The sequence below is a fragment of the Streptomyces sp. NPDC126499 genome (assembly GCF_040302485.1).
Classification (GTDB): domain Bacteria; phylum Actinomycetota; class Actinomycetes; order Streptomycetales; family Streptomycetaceae; genus Streptomyces.
The window spans coordinates 179,992-197,866 of the sequence record NZ_JBEOUO010000013.1 but is presented as its reverse complement, the minus strand read 5'-3'; the positions used below and the strand labels follow the sequence as shown (position 1 = coordinate 197,866).

General features: G+C 73.7%; 20 protein-coding genes and 1 pseudogene. 7 read left to right on the top strand and 14 right to left on the bottom strand.

Going from position 1 to position 17,875, the window contains the following annotated elements; translation table 11 throughout:
* Nucleotides 1-62: 62 nt before the first annotated feature.
* Complete coding sequence (locus ABTZ91_RS21160) at nt 63-1,379, top strand: CoA transferase (RefSeq protein ID WP_352078719.1); 1,317 nt, start codon at nt 63-65, stop codon at nt 1,377-1,379.
* Here the strand turns inward: ABTZ91_RS21160 and ABTZ91_RS21155 are convergent.
* From ABTZ91_RS21155 to ABTZ91_RS21130, 6 genes and pseudogenes are all read right to left on the bottom strand, one after another.
* On the bottom strand, nt 1,369-2,412 hold the full coding sequence (locus ABTZ91_RS21155; protein ID WP_352078718.1) for a zinc-dependent alcohol dehydrogenase family protein: 1,044 nt from the start codon (nt 2,410-2,412) through the stop codon (nt 1,369-1,371). The two genes, ABTZ91_RS21160 and ABTZ91_RS21155, sit on opposite strands and share 11 nt — an antisense overlap.
* Nucleotides 2,413-2,424: 12 nt before the next feature.
* Complete coding sequence (locus ABTZ91_RS21150; RefSeq protein WP_352078717.1) at nt 2,425-3,117, bottom strand: lysoplasmalogenase; 693 nt, start codon at nt 3,115-3,117, stop codon at nt 2,425-2,427.
* Complete coding sequence (locus tag ABTZ91_RS21145; protein WP_352078716.1) at nt 3,114-4,007, bottom strand: sterol desaturase family protein; 894 nt, start codon at nt 4,005-4,007, stop codon at nt 3,114-3,116. The genes ABTZ91_RS21150 and ABTZ91_RS21145 overlap by 4 nt, the downstream gene beginning before the upstream one ends.
* Nucleotides 4,008-4,121: 114 nt before the next feature.
* The gene (locus tag ABTZ91_RS21140; RefSeq protein ID WP_352078715.1) at nt 4,122-4,835 is read right to left on the bottom strand and encodes a VIT family protein; all 714 of its coding nucleotides are present in this window, start codon (nt 4,833-4,835) and stop codon (nt 4,122-4,124) included.
* Between the two features lie 74 nt (nt 4,836-4,909).
* Nucleotides 4,910-5,794 (bottom strand): SDR family NAD(P)-dependent oxidoreductase, encoded by an 885-nt coding sequence (locus ABTZ91_RS21135; RefSeq protein WP_352078714.1) that lies wholly within the window; start codon nt 5,792-5,794, stop codon nt 4,910-4,912.
* 104 nt (nt 5,795-5,898) lie between these two features.
* Nucleotides 5,899-6,060: pseudogene (locus tag ABTZ91_RS21130) on the bottom strand (acetoacetate decarboxylase); the annotation flags it as partial.
* Between the two features lie 246 nt (nt 6,061-6,306).
* Here ABTZ91_RS21130 and ABTZ91_RS21125 point away from each other — a divergent pair.
* From ABTZ91_RS21125 to ABTZ91_RS21105, 5 genes are all read left to right on the top strand, one after another.
* Nucleotides 6,307-7,281, top strand: coding sequence for a DEDDh family exonuclease (locus tag ABTZ91_RS21125; RefSeq protein WP_352078713.1), 975 nt, complete (start codon nt 6,307-6,309; stop codon nt 7,279-7,281).
* A 53-nt stretch (nt 7,282-7,334) separates the two neighbouring features.
* Nucleotides 7,335-7,568 (top strand): hypothetical protein, encoded by a 234-nt coding sequence (locus tag ABTZ91_RS21120; RefSeq protein ID WP_078489738.1) that lies wholly within the window; start codon nt 7,335-7,337, stop codon nt 7,566-7,568.
* A gap of 81 nt (nt 7,569-7,649) precedes the next feature.
* Entirely contained in the window at nt 7,650-8,489 is an 840-nt protein-coding gene (locus ABTZ91_RS21115; RefSeq protein WP_352078712.1) for an SURF1 family protein, read from the top strand.
* A 64-nt stretch (nt 8,490-8,553) separates the two neighbouring features.
* A complete protein-coding gene (locus ABTZ91_RS21110; protein WP_352078711.1) occupies nt 8,554-10,356 on the top strand; it encodes a glycoside hydrolase family 15 protein in 1,803 nt (600 codons plus the stop codon).
* 336 nt (nt 10,357-10,692) lie between these two features.
* Nucleotides 10,693-11,448, top strand: a complete 756-nt coding sequence (locus tag ABTZ91_RS21105; protein ID WP_352078710.1) for an SDR family oxidoreductase — start codon at nt 10,693-10,695, stop codon at nt 11,446-11,448.
* Between the two features lie 74 nt (nt 11,449-11,522).
* On the opposite strand, the gene amaP is transcribed toward ABTZ91_RS21105, so the two are convergent.
* Genes amaP through ABTZ91_RS21080 form a run of 5 tightly spaced genes read right to left on the bottom strand, consistent with a single transcriptional unit; the run spans nt 11,523 to nt 13,766 of the window.
* On the bottom strand, nt 11,523-12,110 hold the full coding sequence (amaP, locus tag ABTZ91_RS21100) for an alkaline shock response membrane anchor protein AmaP (RefSeq protein ID WP_352078709.1): 588 nt from the start codon (nt 12,108-12,110) through the stop codon (nt 11,523-11,525).
* 4 nt (nt 12,111-12,114) lie between these two features.
* On the bottom strand, nt 12,115-12,723 hold the full coding sequence (locus ABTZ91_RS21095; protein ID WP_352078708.1) for a DUF6286 domain-containing protein: 609 nt from the start codon (nt 12,721-12,723) through the stop codon (nt 12,115-12,117).
* Complete coding sequence (locus ABTZ91_RS21090) at nt 12,720-13,070, bottom strand: hypothetical protein (protein WP_352078761.1); 351 nt, start codon at nt 13,068-13,070, stop codon at nt 12,720-12,722. Before ABTZ91_RS21090 ends, ABTZ91_RS21095 begins: the two co-directional genes overlap by 4 nt.
* A gap of 15 nt (nt 13,071-13,085) precedes the next feature.
* Nucleotides 13,086-13,277 (bottom strand): hypothetical protein, encoded by a 192-nt coding sequence (locus ABTZ91_RS21085; RefSeq protein ID WP_352078707.1) that lies wholly within the window; start codon nt 13,275-13,277, stop codon nt 13,086-13,088.
* Between the two features lie 30 nt (nt 13,278-13,307).
* Nucleotides 13,308-13,766, bottom strand: a complete 459-nt coding sequence (locus ABTZ91_RS21080) for an Asp23/Gls24 family envelope stress response protein (protein ID WP_352078706.1) — start codon at nt 13,764-13,766, stop codon at nt 13,308-13,310.
* Between the two features lie 93 nt (nt 13,767-13,859).
* Here ABTZ91_RS21080 and ABTZ91_RS21075 point away from each other — a divergent pair, with 93 nt between their 5' ends.
* A complete protein-coding gene (locus ABTZ91_RS21075) occupies nt 13,860-14,510 on the top strand; it encodes a hypothetical protein (RefSeq protein WP_352078705.1) in 651 nt (216 codons plus the stop codon).
* A 175-nt stretch (nt 14,511-14,685) separates the two neighbouring features.
* Here ABTZ91_RS21075 and ABTZ91_RS21070 read toward each other — a convergent pair whose 3' ends face one another.
* The 3 genes from ABTZ91_RS21070 to ABTZ91_RS21060 all read right to left on the bottom strand — a co-directional run bounded on the left by ABTZ91_RS21070 (nt 14,686) and on the right by ABTZ91_RS21060 (nt 17,814).
* The gene (locus ABTZ91_RS21070; protein WP_352078704.1) at nt 14,686-15,522 is read right to left on the bottom strand and encodes an enoyl-CoA hydratase/isomerase family protein; all 837 of its coding nucleotides are present in this window, start codon (nt 15,520-15,522) and stop codon (nt 14,686-14,688) included.
* Between the two features lie 130 nt (nt 15,523-15,652).
* Entirely contained in the window at nt 15,653-15,874 is a 222-nt protein-coding gene (locus tag ABTZ91_RS21065; RefSeq protein ID WP_006123601.1) for a helix-turn-helix domain-containing protein, read from the bottom strand.
* A 341-nt stretch (nt 15,875-16,215) separates the two neighbouring features.
* Entirely contained in the window at nt 16,216-17,814 is a 1,599-nt protein-coding gene (locus ABTZ91_RS21060) for an ABC-F family ATP-binding cassette domain-containing protein (protein WP_345489663.1), read from the bottom strand.
* Nucleotides 17,815-17,875 lie beyond the last annotated feature (61 nt).

The window sequence follows — 17,875 nt, the reverse complement described above, 5'->3', positions numbered from 1 at the left end:
GTGCGCCACACCAGGGCCCTTCCGCATGCCCGGACGGTGGCACCGGGTGCCATAGTGCGGTCATGGACACCACGGTGCGTACGGGTACGGAGCTGCTCTGGTCGGCCCTCGGCGGCGATCCGGCCCTGGTCGACCGGGTCTCGTACACCGGGCCCTCCGGGCTGCTGCCGGCCGTGCTGCCGGTCATGGACCTGGCGCGGGCGACGGTCGCGGTCTGCTCGCTGGCGGCGGCCGAACGGGCGGGCGGGACCGGGGTGGTGCGGGTGGACGACGGGGCGGTGGCGACGGCCTTCGTGAGCGAGCGTCACCTGCGGGTGGAGGGGCGGGCGCCGGTGTCCTTCGCGCCGCTGTCCCGGTTCTGGCGGGCGTCGGACGGCTGGGTCCGTACGCACGCCAACTACCCGCATCACGAGGCGGCGTTGCGCGCCGCTCTCGGCGTCCCGGCGGACTCCGTGGGCGCGGTGGCGGCGGTCGCGGCGGCGGTCGGCGCGCGCGAGGCCGCCGAGGTCGAGAGCGCGGTGTACGGGGCCGGGGGCCTGGCCGTGGCCCTGCGCACCCCCGAGGAGTGGGCGGCGCACCCGCAGGGCCGGGAGGTGGCGAAGCGGCCGCTGCTGACGCGGGAGCGGCTGGACGAGGCCGCGCCCCGGCGCCGCTCCGGCGGCCCGCTGCGGGTCCTCGACCTCACCCGGGTCATCGCGGGGCCGGTCGCGACGCGGACGCTCGCGCTGCTGGGGGCGGACGTCCTGCGGATCGACCCGCCGGGCAACCCGGAGCTGCCGGACCAGCACGCGGACACGGACATCGGCAAGCGGACCGCCGCCCTGGACCTGGACCGCCCGTCGGACCGGCGGACCTTCGACGAACTGCTCGACACCGCCGACGTATTGGTGACCGGCTACCGGCCGGGCGCGCTGGACCGCTTCGGCCTCGACCGCCCCGGTCTGGTCACCGCCCGGCTCTCCGCCTGGGGCGACTACGGGCCGTGGGGCGGGCGGCGGGGCTTCGACAGCCTGGTGCAGGTGGCGACCGGGATCGCCGTGACCGAGGGATCCGCGGAGCAGCCGGGAGTGCTGCCGGCCCAGGCGCTGGACCACGCCACCGGCTATCTGCTGGCGGCGGCGGTGCTCCGCTCGCTGACCGAGCGGGACCGGGACGGCGGCAGCAGGCTCGTACGGCTCGCGCTGGCGCAGACCGGGCACTGGCTGACGCACGCGCTGCCCCGGTACGAGCCGGAGCGCCATCTCGCGGAGTCGGACGGCCCGCTCGGCCGGCTGCGGTACGCGCTGTCGCCGGTGACGTACGAGGGCGGACCGTCGGACTGGTCGCGCCCGCCGGGCGTGGCGGGGGCCGACGAGCCGGTGTGGGGCGTCAGGGCGTGACGAGGACCTTGAGGGCGGTGCGCTCGTCCATGGCCCGGTAGCCACCGGGGACGCCTTCGAGGCCGACGGTCAGGTCGAAGACCGGGGACGGGTCGATGCTGCCGTCGAGGATGTCCGGGAGGAGCTCGGGGATGTACGCGCGGACGGGCGCCACGCCGCCGCGCAGGGCGATGTTGCGGTCGAACATGGCGGAGAGGTCGAGGCCCGTCCCGCTGCCGTGCGGGACGCCGACGTAGCCGATGGAGCCGCCGTCGCGGGTGATGGCGACGGCGGTGCGCATGGACTGCTCGGTGCCGACGGCCTCGATGACGGCGTGGGCGCCGTGGCCGCCGGTGAGTTCGCGGACGGCCGCCTCGGCGGCCTCGCCGCGCTCGGCGACGACGTCGGTGGCGCCGAAGGCGCGGGCGATGTCGGTACGGGCGGTGTGCCGGCCCAGCGCGATGATCCGCTCGGCGCCGAGCCTGCGCGCGGCGAGGACGCCGCAGAGGCCGACGGCGCCGTCACCGACGACGGCGACGGTGGAGCCCTTGCGGACGCCCGCGCCGAGGGCGGCGTGGTGGCCGGTGCCCATGACGTCGGAGAGGGCGAGCAGCGCGGTCAGCAGGTGGTCGTCGGAGGCGGCGTCGGCGGGCAGCTTGACGAGGGTGCCGTCGGCGAAGGGCACCCGGACGGCCTCGCCCTGGCCGCCGTCGGAGCCGACCGAGCCCCAGAAGCCGCCGTCGGGGCAGGAGGTCTGGAGGCCCTCGGCGCAGTAGTCGCAGGTGCCGTCGGACCAGACGAAGGGGGCGACGACGAGGTCGCCCTGGCGGAACCCGCGGACGTCGGCGCCGGCCTCCTCGACGATCCCGAGGAACTCGTGACCGATCCGCTGACCCTTCGTACGGGCGGCCTCGCCGCGGTAGGCCCACAGGTCGCTGCCGCAGATGCAGGCGCGGAGCACGCGGACGACGACGTCCGTGGCGTCCCGGACCGCCGCGTCGGGCACGTCCTCCACGCGCATGTCGAAGGGGGCGTGGATGGTGGTGGCGCGCATGGGTCCTCGCTGTCAGACGTTCGTACGGCGTTCACCGTACCCCGCGCGCAGCACTCCCCCGGTGAGCAGCCACTGGGCCGCGAGGTAGGTGAGCATGACCCAGAAGTCGGGGACGGGCGGCTGCGGCCAGTCGGCGACGCCGGTGGCGATCAGGGTGTCGGACAGCAGGAACAGCGCGCCGCCCGCGCCCGCGAGGAGGCCGAGGGAGCTCGCCCGGTAGGCCATCGCGGTGAGCAGCAGGGAGTAGCCGGCGACGGGGACGCGCAGCTCGGCGGGGAGGTCGGGCCAGAGGGCGGTGACGGTGCCGGCGAGGGCGGCGGCGTAGAGCGCGCCGAGGGCCGGGGAGGTCCGGCGCCGGCCGAAGAGGACCAGGTAGCAGACGTGTCCGGCGGCGAAGGAGCCCATGCCGACGAGGAAGGCCCAGTCGGCGTCGAGGAGCAGGAAGACGTCGCCGCCCCAGCCGAACAGCAGCGCGGCGGTGAGCAGCCGGGGCCCGCCGCGGGTGAGCGCGTACGCGGCGAGCAGCGGCATCAGGAGGGGTTTGGCGACCTGGTGGCCGGGTTCGGCGCCGGCGAGCAGGGAGACGAGGTCGACGGCGACGGCCAGGAGGAAGGCGCCGAGGAGGACGCGGGAGGCGCGCGGGGCACGGGGGCCCTCGGTGGCGGGGGCGGTCGCGGGCGCCGAGGCGCGGTCGGTGCGGCTCATGCGGCGGGCTCGGGTGCGGTGCCGCCCTGGGTGCCGCCCTTGGGCTGCTGCGGGCCCTCCGGTGCGGGCTGCCAGCCGGGCCCGCGGAACAGCCGCCCGCCGCGCTCGCGCCAGCTGCGCGCGGCCTTCAGGTCGCGTGCGATGGCGGCGTATTCGTGGGTGGCGACCCGCAGCGGGTTGTAGGTGGAGATGTTCTTGGTGAGGCCGTAGACGGGCTTGTCGGTCTCGGCCACGAAGGAGCCGAACATCCGGTCCCAGACGATGAGGATGCCGCCGAAGTTGCGGTCCAGGTAGCCGCCCTGGGAGGCGTGGTGCACCCGGTGGTGCGAGGGCGTGTTCAGGACGAACTCGAAGGGCCGCGGCAGCTTCCCGACCCGCTCGGTGTGGATCCAGAACTGGTAGACGAGGTTGACCGAGTAGCAGAACGCCACGGCGGCCGGGTGCACCCCGAGCGCGATCATCGGCAGGTAGAACGGCCACGAGGTGACGCTGGTCCAGGGCTGCCGCAGCGCCGTGGTGAGGTTGAACTTCCGGCTGCTGTGGTGCACGACGTGACAGGCCCACAGGATCCGGACGACGTGGTGCCCGCGGTGCTGCCAGTAGTAGCAGAAGTCCTGCGCGAGCAGCATGAGCGGGATCGTCCACCACAGCACGGGCACCCGCAGCGGCGTCAGCTCGTAGACGGCGGTGTAGATCGCGACGACCGGGATCTTCCACAGCGCGTCGAAGACGAGACTGCCCAGCCCCATCCCGATGCTGGTGGCGGCGTCCTTCGCCTCGTACCCGGCGGCGTCCTCGTCCGGGTGGATCCGGTAGCTGACCATTTCCAGGACGGTGAGCAGGACGAACGCCGGTATGGACCAGAGCACGACATCGGGCAGGTTCGGCATGCCGACGACGGTAGGGGCGAGGGGCGGGGCACGGCTAGACGTCGTTACCGACAAGTATGCGAGACGGCTTGTCAGCAAGCTTTGGCACCTTCCGACAAGACGGACCGATCGCGGTCACACCCCCGCCGCCCCCAGCAGCGACCCCGCCCCGTACGTCACCGCCATCGCCAGCGCGCCGCCCGCCGTGTTGCGCAGGACCGCCCGGCCGGGTGGGGCGGCGCCGAGGCGGGCGGAGGACCAGCCGGTGAGGGCGAGGGCGGCGAGGACGGAGACGACCGTGATCCAGAGGCGGTGGGCGGCCGGGGGCAGCACGATCGCGAGGAGGGGGAGCAGGGCGCCGGCGGTGAAGGCGAGGAAGCTGGCGCCGGCGGCGTGCCAGGGGTTGGTCAGGTCGTCGGGGTCGATGCCCAGCTCCACGCGCGCGTGGGCGCGCAGGGCGTCGCGTTCGGTGAGCTGTTCGGCGGCCTCGCGGGCGACGTCCGGGGTGAGGCCGCGGGCGGTGAGGAGCTCGGTGAGTTCGGCGAGTTCGGCCTCGGGCCGCTCGCGCAGTTCGCGGCGTTCCTGGGCGAGGGCGGCCTTCTCGGAGTCGCGCTGGGTGGAGACGGAGACGTACTCCCCCGCCGCCATGGACATCGAGCCGGCGAGCAGGCCCGCGAGGCCGGCGGTGAGCAGGGCGGAGCGGGACTCGGTGGCGCCGGCGACGCCGACGACGAGGCCCGCGGTGGAGACGATGCCGTCGTTGGCTCCGAGCACGGCGGCCCGGAGCCAGTTGAGCCGGGTGCCCAGGCCGCCGCCGTGGGCCTCGTCGTGTGCGGGGGCTTCAGTCACCCCAGGAGGTTCGCATCCGGTGCGGCACCGGACGCGGACCGACCCGCCCGGGGCGAAGCCCGGACTCCGAGCCCTCAGTCGAGAGGGAAGCCCTCCAGGTACGTGGGGTCGGAGCGGTCCAGCATCGACCGCGCACGGGCCCTGATCCGGCGGTCGCTGTGCTCGCTCTCGGGAAGCATCCAGAACCGGTCGGCCCTGATCCCGTCGACGACGTGCCCGGCGACCTCCTCGACCGGGGTGAAGGCGACCTCGTGCCCGGCCTCCTTCATGGCGGCCTCCCCCTGGTCGAGGCTGCGGTACGGCGTCTTCCGCGGGCGCTGCCTGGCGTACCGCTCGGGCCGGTTGCGGTGCGACTCCCCCAGTCCGGTGCGCACCATGTGCGGGCCCGGGAACAGCACGGAGGCGCCCACGCGCGCGTGCTCCGCCTTCAGGTGGGCGTAGAGCGACTCGGTCATGGTGACGACGGCGGACTTGGTGACGGCGTAGGCCGAGGCGGTGGGCAGCGGGGCGATCCCGCCGTCGCCGGAGGAGGTGTTGACGACATGACCCGGCTCGCCGCCCGCGAGCATCCGCGGCACGAAGGCCTGGATGCCGTGGAAGACGCCCCACACGTTGACGGCGAAGGCCCACTTCCAGTCGTTCGGGTCGTGCTCCCACATGCGGCCCTCGGCGCCGGAGCCGACCCCCGCGTTGTTGCAGAGCACGTGGACGGCGCCGAAGGTGTCGTACGCGGCGTCGGCGAAGGCCCGTACGGAGTCGGGATCGCTGACGTCGACGGTACGGGCGAGGATCTGCGCCCCGCCGTCCATCAGCTCCTCGGCGGCCCTGGCCAGCGGCTCCTCCTCGACGTCCCCGAGGACCACGGTGAGCCCCTCGGCCGCGAACCGGCGGACCAGGGCGAGCCCGATGCCACTGGCGGCGCCGGTCACGACGGCGACCTGTCCTTCCCGCAGCTCCATCAGCCAGCGCTCCCTTCCGGGGGGACGTCGAGCGCCTGCGACGAGTCTTCGTGGCGCTGGTGCGGACAGGACACGAGGCCCTGGCGGCTGACCCGTTCGACCGGCGTGGGTCTGAGCGGGGGCGGCAGGACGGCCGCCACGACGTCCGGGTCGGTCTCCCCGGCGGCGACCACGCCGGTGGACCGGACGTCGGGAAGCCGGGTGCTCCGGACGCGGGTCGCGGCGAGCTCCGCCGCGGTGCGCGCCCCGTACCGTACTCGTGCCATGACGTACCACCTCTCGGGAACGTATCGGCCTGTCACACAGTCACACCGACAGCCCGGAAGGGAAAGAGCGGTGCACGCAGGGGAGTTACAGATGTTCCTGCCCGCCCGGCGCGCCCTGGTCCACGAGGCCCGCGCGGCCGGTCCGCTCGCGCCGGCGGCCGGCCGGAAGCCGTCGGCGCGACGGCCGGTTCCGGTCGCCGAGGGGACACCGGTGGACCGGACTGTCGGTGGCGGCCCGTATTCTCAGTGACCATGCTCGACGACCGTACGACAGCAGCGACGTGGCCGGCCGCCTACCCACAGGGGTACGCGGTCGTCGACGTGGAGACCACCGGCCTCGCCCGCGACGACCGGATAGTGTCGGCTGCCGTCTACCGGCTCGACGCACAGGGGAACGTCGAGGACCACTGGTACAGCCTGGTCAATCCCGAGCGGGATCCGGGGCCGGTGTGGATCCACGGGCTCACCAGTGACGTGCTGGAGGGCGCGCCGCTGTTCCCCGAGATCGCCGACGAGTTCGCGGCGCGGCTCGACGGGCGGGTGCTCGTCGCGCACAACGCGATGTTCGACTGGCAGATGATCGCCCGTGAGTACGCGCGCGCGAAGAGCGCCGCGCCCGTGCGGCAGCGGCTGTGCACCATCGCGCTGTCCAAGGAGCTGTCGCTGCCGCTGCCCAACCACAAGCTGGAGTCGCTGGCCGCGCACTTCGGCGTGGTGCAGCAGCGGGCGCACCACGCGCTCGACGACGCCCGGGTGCTGGCGGAGGCGTTCCGCCCGAGTCTGCACGCGGCCGCCGAGCGGAACGTGCGGCTGCCGCTGCTGGAGTGCCGTCCGCTGACCGAGTGGGCGCCGGGGCCGGAGCGGCCGCGGATCGGCCACCAGGCCGCGTACCGGGCGAACAGCTGGCGGCCCTCGCGCAAGCGGCCGGCGTGCCCGTATCCCAACCCCGGCCGTTACGAATCAGACAAACCACTCAAGCAGGGCATGCGAGTGGCGTTCTCCGGCGACACCTCCGTCGACCGCGAACTCCTGGAGGACCGCACGGTCGAGGCGGGGCTGCACGTGGCGAGCAGCGTGTCGCGGCTCACCAGTCTGCTCGTCACCAACGACCCGGACGCGGCCACCTCCAAGACGGTCAAGGCGAAGGCGTACGGCACGCCGATCGTCGACGAGGCCGCCTACACCCAACTGCTGCGGGACGTGACCCCGGCAGACGGGTGACGGCCGGGCGCGCCGCCCGCCCTTCGCCCGCGCGTGGCCGCACCCTGTGGCGCATGGCACGTTGTGAGGTCTGCGGAAACGATTACGGCATGTCCTTCGAGGTGCACGCGCAGGGCGCGGTGCACGTCTTCGACTGCTTCGCCTGCGCCATCCACCGCATGGCGCCCATCTGCGAGCACTGCCGGGTCCAGATCATCGGACAGGGCGTCGAGGTGGAGGGCAGCTGGTACTGCGGCGGGCACTGCGCCCGCGCGGAGGGGAAGGTGGGCATCGTCGACAAGGTATGACGAAACGATCCTCCGGCCGGTCGCCCCGGTGACCGGAACCCCCGTGCGCGCACCCCGCGACGCCGGATGTACGGTCGTGGGGTGTACCGCTTCCTGTTGTCCCGGCAGTGGGTGATCCTCACCCTCGTCGCCCTCGCCCTCATCCCCGTGATGATCGAGCTGGGCTTCTGGCAGTTCCACCGGCACGAGCGCCGGGTCGCCCAGAACGCCCTGATCGCGGACAACCTCGCGGCGAAGCCCGTCCCGGTCGAGGAACTCACCTCTCCCGGGCACACCGTCCCGCGCGCCGACTACTGGCGCCACGTCACCGCCACCGGCACCTTCGACACCGCGCACGAGGTCGTGGTGCGCCGCCGGGTCTCGGCCGACGAGCGGGTCGGCGTGCATGTCCTCACCCCGCTCGTCCTGGGCGACGGCAAGGTCGTCCTGGTCAACCGCGGCTGGATCCCGGCGGCCGGCAACCAGCGGGACTACCCCGAGGTGCCGCCCGCGCCCAAGGGCGAGGTCACCGTCACCGGACGTCTCATGGCCGACGAGACCACCGGCGCCAGCGGCATCAAGGACCTGAAGGGCCTGCCGGACCGTCAGGTGATGCTCGTCAACAGCGCCCAGCAGGCCGCGCTGATCGGCCGTACCGTACTCGGCGGCTACATCCAGCAGACCGCGCCCGAACCGGCTGGCGGCACCCCCGAGCTGATCCCCGCCCCCGACCACGACTCGATCGGCGCGCACATGGCGTACGCCGTCCAGTGGTGGCTGTTCGCCGCGGGCGTCCCGATCGGGTGGGTGGTCCTGGCCCGGCGCGAGAAGCGGGACCGGGAGACGGCGGCCCGCGAGACGGAAGAGTCGGAAGAGACGGAAGAGTCGGAAAAGGCGGAAGAGTCGGGCGGGACGCCCGAGCCGGCCCCCGCCTCCGTGTGAGGGGTCCGTCACCCCCACCCCCCGAACTGATTGACCACCGCCCCTTGCGGGAACAGCCCAAAGCGTGACGCAACGTATCGACGACTACGCCCTGATCGGGGATCTCCAGACCGCCGCCCTCGTCGGCCGCGACGGGTCGATCGACTGGCTGTGTCTGCCCCGCTTCGACTCCGCCGCCTGCTTCGCCTCCCTCCTCGGCGACGAGGACAACGGCCACTGGCGGATCGCCCCCAAGGGCGCCACCACGTGCACGAGCCGCCGCTACGCCGAGGACACCCTCGTCCTGGAGACCTTCTGGGAGACGCGGACCGGCACGGTCAAGGTCGTCGACTTCATGCCGCAGCGCGACAAGGCCCCCGACGTCGTCCGGATCGTGGAGGGCGTCAGCGGGACCGTGGAGATGAACGCGGTGCTGCGGCTGCGCTTCGACTACGGCTCGGTCGTGCCGTGGGTGCGCCGCTCCGACGGCCACCGGGTGGCCATCGCCGGACCGGACTCCGTGTGGCTGCGCAGCGAGCCGCCGGTGAAGACCTGGGGCCAGCAGTTCGGCACCTGGTCCTCCTTCAGCGTCACCGCCGGCGAGAAGGTCGCCTTCGTCCTCACCTGGCACCCGTCCCACGAGCCGCGCCCCGCCCTCGTCGACCCCTTCGAGGCCCTGGAGCACTCGCTCGCCGACTGGCGCGAATGGGCCGGCCGCTGCACCTACCAGGGGCCCTACCGGGACACGGTGGTGCGCTCCCTGATCACCCTGAAGGCCCTCACCTACGCCCCCACCGGCGGCATCGTCGCCGCGCCCACCACCTCCCTGCCCGAGGAGCTCGGCGGGGTGCGCAACTGGGACTACCGGGCCTGCTGGCTGCGCGACTCCTCCCTCACCCTCGGCGCGCTGCTGTCCGCCGGCTACGTCGAGGAGGCGGCCGCCTGGCGCGACTGGCTGCTGCGCGCGGTGGCCGGCGACCCGGCCGACCTGCAGATCATGTACGGACCGGCCGGGGAACGCCGGCTGCCCGAGACGACCCTGCCCTGGCTGCGCGGCTACGCCGACTCGGCGCCGGTGCGGATCGGGAACGCGGCCGTGGAGCAGCTCCAGATCGACGTGTACGGCGAGGTGATGGACTCGCTGTACCGGGCGCGGGAGGCCGGGATCCCGCCGGAGCGGCACGCCTGGAACCTCCAGCTGAGCCTGCTGGGTTTCCTGGAGTCGACCTGGCGCGAGCCCGACGAGGGGCTGTGGGAGGTGCGCGGTCCCCGGCGCCACTTCGTGCACTCCAAGGTGATGGCGTGGGCGGCGGCCGACCGGGCGGTGCGCACCCTGGAGGAGGATCCGACGCTGCCGGGGGACCCGGCGCGCTGGCGGGCGATGCGGGACGAGATCCACGCGGAGGTCTGCGAGAAGGGCTACGACCCGGTGCGCAACACCTTCACGCAGGCGTACGGCTCGCTGGAGCTGGACGCGGCGACCCTGCTGATCCCGCGGGTCGGGTTCCTGCCACCGGACGACCCGCGGGTGCTCGGCACGGTCGAGGCGGTGCGGAACGAGCTGATGGACGGCGGTTTCGTGCGCCGCTACTCGACGGCGGGCGCCTCGGTCGACGGTCTGCCGGGAGAGGAGGGCACGTTCCTGGTGTGCTCGTTCTGGCTGGCGGACGCGCTGCTGCTGACGGGGCGTCCGGAGGAGGCGCGCGAGCTGTTCGAGCGGCTGGCCGGGCTGTGCAGCGATCTGGGGCTGCTCGCCGAGGAGTACGACCCGGTGTCGGGGCGGCAGCTGGGGAACTTCCCGCAGGCCTTCAGCCATATCGGTCTGGTGGGCACCGCCCTCGCGCTGGCCGAGGCGGACCGCGAGCGGGGCCCCGCCCTCACCGAGTGAGAGCGGGGCCCCGCGACCGTACGAGCGGCTTCGCCCGGTGACGGATCAGTGCCGGGCCGGTGCCGGGTCGGTGCCGGGTCGGTGCCGGGTCAGCCGGTGACGGAGCGGCGACGGCGCGTCCACCGGGCCAGGCCCGCGCCGGCGGCGCACACCCCGGCGGCCACGCCGGCGATGGTGCCGGCGGACGTGTCGGATCCGGTGTCGGCGAGGTCGCCGCCGGGGCGCCCGGGGCTCTGGCTCGGCGCCGGCGACCCAGTGGTCGTCGAGGTCGCTCAGGCCGCACACCGTACGGGTGTTCCCGGCCCCCGCTGCCGGGCGGCAACCTAGAATCGGCCCATGGATCTTGGGCTGAAGGACCGTGTGTACGTGGTGACCGGCGCGACCCGAGGGCTCGGCCGGGCCTCGGCGGAGGCGCTGCTCGCGGAGGGCGCGAAGGTGCTGGTCACCGGGCGCGAGGAGAAGACGGTCGCCGAGGCGGCGGCCGCGCTCGGCCCGGACGCGGCGGGCGTGGCCGCCGACAACGCCGACCCGGAGACCCCGGCCCGGCTGATCGCCGAGGCGCGGTCCCGGTTCGGCGGCTTCGACGGCATCCTGATCAGCGTGGGCGGCCCGGCGCCGGGCTTCGGCGCCGACAACACCGACGAGCAGTGGGCGAGCGCCTTCGACACGGTCTTCCTGGGCGCCGTGCGCCTGGCCCGCGCGGCGGCGGAGGCGCTGCCGGAGGGCGGGGTCATCGCCTTCGTGCTGTCCGCCTCGGTGCACGAGCCGATCCCGGGTCTGACCATCTCCAACGGGCTGCGCCCCGGTCTGGCCGGGTTCGCCAAGTCCCTGGCCAACGACCTGGGTCCGCGGGGGATCCGGGTGGTCGGTCTGCTGCCGTCGCGGATCGACACGGACCGGGTGCGCGCGCTGGACGCGCTGTCCGGGGACGCCGACGCGGCCCGCGCGGCGAACGAGGCGGCGATCCCGCTGCGCCGCTACGGCACCCCGGACGAGTTCGGCCGCACGGCCGCGTTCCTGCTCTCGCCCGCCGCCTCGTACCTCACCGGCGTGATGCTCCCGGTGGACGGCGGTGCCCGCAGCGGCTTCTGAACCAGGCTCAGGCGACCCGCCGGGCCCGGTGCTCCCGGTCGACGGCGGCGCCCGCAGCGACTTCTGAACCAGGCTCAGGCGACCCGCCGGGCCCGGTGTTTGACGGCCCGCAGCCGGGCCTCGGTGGGCAGGGCGTCGAGGCCCGCCGAGGTGCGGGCGTTGCCGAGGGCCTTGTCGGACAGGGCGGTCAGGGTGTCGCCCGGGGAGGCGTAGGGCTCCAGGAGCAGGGCGATCCGGGTGCGGGGCGCGGCGCGGTGGCCGGTGAGCGCGACCCGGGCGCGGGCCACGCCGTCCTGGGCCGTCGCGTCGGCCTCCAGGACCGCCTCCAGGGCCCGGCCGCGGACCACGGCCTCCTCGCCGTCGCCGCTGTCGACGACCACTTCGCGCAGCCGGGCCCGCCGGAACTGGGCGACCAGCCACCACAGGGCGAGCAGCACCACGAGCCCGAGCAGGGCGATGACCGCCGGCCACCACCAGCCCTCGCCCCGCCAGTGCTGCCGCTCGGAGCGGCTGAGCAGCACGTCGCCGGGGCCCGACCAGGGCCACCAGGACGGTACGGACAGGCCGAGGCCGGCGGCGAGCACGGCTCCGCCGCCGACGAGGAGCAGCAGGCCGGCGAGGGCCAGCACGATCCGGTTGACGCGCCGCAGCACGCGGGTCATCCCGTCACCCCTTCCTCGGTGGCCTGGCCACCCGTACCGTCAGGCGCGGCGGGTGGGCGAGGCCGAGTTCGTCGATGCCGCCGGCGAGGACGGTCTCCAGGTCGTGCCGTACGTCGTCGAGTTCCCGGAAGTGGGAGACGGCCCGTACGGCCACCTTGGAGCGCCGCATCCTGACCCGTACGGACTGGACGCCGGACACCTCCATGGCGCGGTCGCGCAGGGCGAGGGCGGCGGCGTCGCGGTCGAGCCCGGCGCGGAGGTCGGGGTGCTGGTGGCGCATGGGCAGGACCGCCCGCAGTCCGGGTGTGAGCGCGAGGATCAGGAGCCAGACGCCGAGGAGCACGGCGAGGGCGGCGCCGGCCAGCGCCCAGGCGTTGTCGGTGGTACGGGTGCCGAGATCCTCGGCGAGCGAGCGGCGCCACGACATGGCACCGCGGTCGGCGCGGACGGCGGCGATGTCGTACAGCAGCAGCCCGGCTCCGGCGAGGACGACGGCGGCGAGGACGGCGGCGGGGATCCTCCGCACGGACCAGAACCGGCGGCCGGCGGCCCTCGGTGGCGCCTTGCCCTCGTCCTCGTTCAGCACGGGTACGGTCTCGGTCGCGCCGCTCATGCCAGTCGCCCCCGTTTCCTCTGGTGCGCGGTGTGCGCCGAGTGCAGGCGCTCGACGTGTACGGCGACCTCGTGGACCTCGATGCCGGCGAGTTCCTCGACCCGGTGGCGGACCCGCCCCCGCACGGCACCGCACTGGCGGCCGATGTCGGACGGGTAGTCGAGTTCGAGGCTCACCGAGACCCGGGCGACGTCACGGTGGACGACCACCGAGGCGTGCGGGGCGGAGCCCTCCTCGGGGACGGCGTCCAGCGCCTCGCGGGCCGCCCGGGCGGCGATCTTCGCGACGACCCGGTCGGCGATCGTGGTCGCTCCCCGGGCGGCGGCCCCCACCCGGTCCTTCGCCAGCTCCACCACCCCGGGTCACCGCCGCCGTTCGCCGCGCTCGCGACCCCGGAAGAGGTCGCCTGGTTCCAGGTCCCCGTCGAGGAACCGACCGGCGATGAAGCCGATCGCTCCCAGCGCCGCGACCAGGACGAACGCGCCGAACCCGCCGAAGTACCCGGCGAAGCCGAGCGCCATGCCGGCCACCAGGCCGATCACCGCCATGCTCATGCTGAGCCCTTTCCGTCGTCACGTCGCCGGCTACTGGAGCCGGCTCTCCGGCTCTTCTTCCTCTTCGTCGTCCGGCAGCTTGACGTCGCTGACCGCGATGTTGACCTCGACGACCTCCAGGCCGGTCATGCGCTCGACCGCGGCGATGACGTTCTCCCGGACGGCGCCCGCGACATCGGAGATCGAGACCCCGTAGTCGACGACGATCTCCAGGTCGAGCGCGGTCTGCACCTCGCCGACCTCGGCCTTGACGCCCCGGGTCACGCCGGATTTCGCGCCTCCGCCGCCGGGGACGCGGTCCCGGACGGCGCCGAGGGTGCGGGAGATCCCACTGCCCATGGCGTGGACGCCAACGACATCGCGGGCGGCCATGCCGGCGATCTTCTCGACGACTCCGTCGGCGATGGTGGTCCGGCCCCGGGAGGCGGGGTCTCCGCCGCCGCGCTTGGTGACCGGGTTCTGCTGGTCGGAGTGCACGCTGTCAGCCATCGTCACTCGCCCCTTCCGTGAAGGTTCAGCCTTATTCGCCCACATTAAGGGCGCTTGCCCGAGTTCGCGCCGGGGATGCGGCAGGCTGGTGCAATGACGACGGCTGAGGTGTGGCGCACGACGGACCGGCTGCTGCCGCTGGGGGAAGCGGCGGACGGGGCGTGGATCGCCGAAGAGGCAGTACGGGCGCTGCTGATGACGGCAGCGCACGGAGTACGCGGGGTGGTCCCGGGCCGCCCGCGCTTCCGGCTCGCGGACTCCCCCGCGGAGTCCGCCTTCCCCGTCCCCCCGGGCGGACTGCCACCCGGCAGGCTGCGGATCTCCCTGGACTTCGCGGCGGTGACGGGCCGCCCGCTCCCCCAGCTCGCGAGCCGGCTGCGGGTCGCCCTCCTCGACGCGGCGGAGGGCACGCTGGGCCTCGCGGTGGCGGAGGTGAACCTGCGGATCACGGATCTGCTGGACGCGGCGCCGGATTCCCCGCCATCCGCTCCGCCACCCGGGCGAACCTCCCCGCCCGCCCCCGACGACCCCGCCGCCCTGGCGGCCCTCGGCGCCCCGGGCGTGGCCGCCCTGAGCGACGCCTTCGGCGCGCCCCTGGTCCGTACGCCGGCCGGTCTGCGCGTCGAGGTCGCGGTGACGGCCGGGCACCACCCGGTGACCGTCATCCGCGCGGTCCGCACGGCGGTGACGGCCGCGGACCCGGACGCACCGACGGTCACGGTGGTGGTGTCGGAACTCCGGTGACCGGCCCGGGACCACGGTGACCGGCCCGGCACGACGGTGACCGGCCCGGGACCACGGTGATCGGCCCGGCACGACGGTGACCGGCCCGGGACCACGGTGATCGGCGGCGGCCGGCCCCATCCGAGGAGGGGCGGGCCGTCCGCCCGGGGGCAGGTCGGCTGCCGAGGCCGCGGCCTCAGTCGCCCAGGCCCGCCAGGTCCCGCAGCCGGCGCGCCTGCGCCGCCCGCTCGGCGACGCGCTGGTCCTCGTAGGAGCGGCCGGAGGCGCCCTGGAGGAGGGCCTTGGTCTCGATGACGGCGGAGCGCGGCGCGGCGAGCAGGGCGGCGCTGAGGTCCCGTACGGCGCTGTCGAGTTCGGCGGCGGGCACGGCGAGGTTGGCGAGGCCGATGCGCTCGGCCTCGTCGGCGTGGACGAAGCGCCCGGTGGCGCAGATCTCGAGCGCGCGGGCGTAGCCGACGAGGGAGACCAGCGGGTGGGTGCCGGTGAGGTCGGGTACGAGCCCGAGGCTGGTCTCGCGCATGGCGAACTGCACGTCGTCGGCGACGACCCGCAGGTCGCAGGCGAGGGCCAGCTGGAAGCCGGCGCCGATGGCGTGGCCCTGGACGGCCGCGATGGACACGATGTCGCTGCGGCGCCACCAGGTGAAAGCGTCCTGGTACTCGGCGATGACCGCGTCGAGGTCCTCGTCGGATCCCCGGGCCATGTCGAGGAAGGACGGCTCTCCGTCGAAGCCCTCGGGCGTGAACGCCCGTCGGTCGAGGCCCGCGGAGAAGGACTTGCCCTCGCCGCGCAGGACCACGATCCGCACGCTGCCCGGCAGTGACCGGCCGGCTTCCGTCAACGCCCGCCACAGAGCGGGAGACTGGGCGTTGCGCTTCGCCGGATTGGTCAGGGTCACCGTGGCAACGGCGTCCTCGACGGTGAGCCGTACACCGTCCTTGTCGATGACGAGCTCGTGGAGCTGTCCGTGCTCGTTGTGCTCTTCGTGCTCAGAGTCGTGGAGCGAAGTCATGGGGCGCCTCCGGTTCCGGTGCAGCACTGCATCCGATGCTAAGTGACTGCACAGTAACCACCCGGTCGGCCTCACGGCCGACCGGGTGGCCACCGAGAGAACCCGGTGGCCCGATCGAGCCGCCCCGATGTCAGGCCGAGGCCGCCTTCTTGCCCCGTGTCGCTCCGCCGCGTCCGCGCAGCGTGACTCCGGACTCGCTGAGCATCCGGTGGACGAATCCGTAGGAGCGGCCCGTTTCCTCGGCCAGCGCCCGGATGCTCGCACCGGAGTCGTACTTCTTCTTCAGGTCTGCCGCGAGCTTGTCGCGCGCGGCGCCGGTCACCCGGCTGCCCTTCTTCAGAGTCTCGGCCACCCGTGCCTCCTCATGGGAAGTGCGCTCTGGACTTCTCATGATCACCCCTCCCGGACGTCCTGGCCACCCATTCGACAAGGTCCGTGCCATTCGCTTGGCGCGAGCGGCGGCGACGGTCACGACCGGAATTGATCCTTCCGCGCGTCGAGAATCCCTCGCCGCACCCCGCCGCGCCGGGAATCCCCAGGTCAGCGCCCCACCGGGGAAACGGGAGCGGCGCGGCCCCTGGCGGAAGGATTCCGCAGGGGCCGCGCCGGAGGTACCAGACGCACTCACTCAGATGAAGGATCACCCATGAGCCGAATGATCCAGCCCGGCATGATCCATCCGGGCCGACGGGGTCAGGCCAGGGCCACCAGGTCCGCGTAGTCCGCGCCCCACAGGTCCTCCACGCCGTCCGGCAGCAGGATGATCCGCTCCGGGTCGAGCGCCTCGACGGCGCCCTCGTCGTGGGTGACGAGCACGACCGCGCCCTTGTACGTGCGCAGCGCGCCGAGGATCTCCTCGCGGCTGGCCGGGTCCAGGTTGTTGGTCGGCTCGTCGAGCAGCAGCACGTTCGCGGAGGAGACGACCAGCGTCGCGAGGGCGAGCCGGGTCTTCTCGCCGCCGGAGAGCACCCCGGCGGGCTTGTCGACGTCGTCGCCGGAGAACAGGAAGGATCCGAGCACCTTGCGGACCTCGACGAGATCGAGGTCGGGCGCGGCGGAGCGCATGTTCTCCAGGACCGTGCGCTCGGGGTCGAGGGTCTCGTGCTCCTGCGCGTAGTAGCCGAGCTTGAGGCCGTGGCCGGGAGTGACGGTGCCGGTGTCCGGCTGCTCGACGCCGCCGAGGAGCCGGAGCAGGGTGGTCTTGCCGGCGCCGTTGAGGCCGAGGATGACGACCCGCGAGCCCTTGTCGATGGCCAGGTTCACATCGGTGAAGATCTCGAGGGAACCGTAGGACTTGGACAGGCCCTCGGCCGTGAGCGGGGTCTTGCCGCAGGGCGCGGGGTCCGGGAAGCGCAGCTTGGCGACCTTGTCGGAGACCCGCACCGCCTCCAGGCCGGAGAGCAGCCGCTCGGCGCGCTTGGCCATGTTCTGCGCGGCGACGGTCTTGGTGGCCTTGGCGCGCATCTTGTCGGCCTGGGAGTTGAGCGCGGCGGCCTTCTTCTCGGCGTTCTGCCGCTCGCGCTTGCGGCGCTTCTCGTCGGCCTCGCGCTGCTGCTGGTAGAGCTTCCAGCCCATGTTGTAGACGTCGATCGCGGCGCGGTTGGCGTCCAGGTAGAAGACCTTGTTGACGACGGTCTCGACCAGGTCGACGTCGTGGGAGATCACGATGAAGCCGCCGCGGTAGGACTTGAGGTAGTCGCGCAGCCAGACGATCGAGTCGGCGTCGAGGTGGTTGGTGGGCTCGTCGAGGAGCAGGGTGTCGGCGTCCGAGAAGAGGATCCGGGCGAGCTCGATGCGGCGGCGCTGACCGCCGGAGAGGGTGTGCAGCGGCTGGGCGAGGACCCGGTCGGGCAGGCCGAGGGCGGCGGCGATGGTGGAGGCCTCGGCCTCGGCCGCGTAACCGCCCTTGGTGAGGAACTCGGTCTCCTGGCGCTCGTACTGCTTGAGGGCCTTCTCCCGGGTGGCGCCGCTGCCGGTGGCGATGCGCTCCTCGTTCTGCCGCATCTTGCGGATCAGGACGTCGAGGCCGCGGGCGGACAGGATGCGGTCACGGGCGAGGACGTCGAGGTCGCCGGTGCGCGGGTCCTGCGGGAGGTAGCCGACCTCGCCGGAGCGGGTGATGGTGCCGCCGGCGGGCTGGCCCTCGCCCGCGAGGCACTTGGTGAGGGTGGTCTTGCCCGCTCCGTTGCGGCCGACGAGGCCGATGCGGTCGCCCTTGGCGACGCGGAAGGAAGCGGACTCGATGAGGACGCGGGCGCCGGCGCGCAGCTCGATGCCGGAAGCGGTGATCACGGACAGACTCCAGGGCGGTGGGAAACGGCGGAAGGACGGCTGGACGGGGCTTCGACGCCGC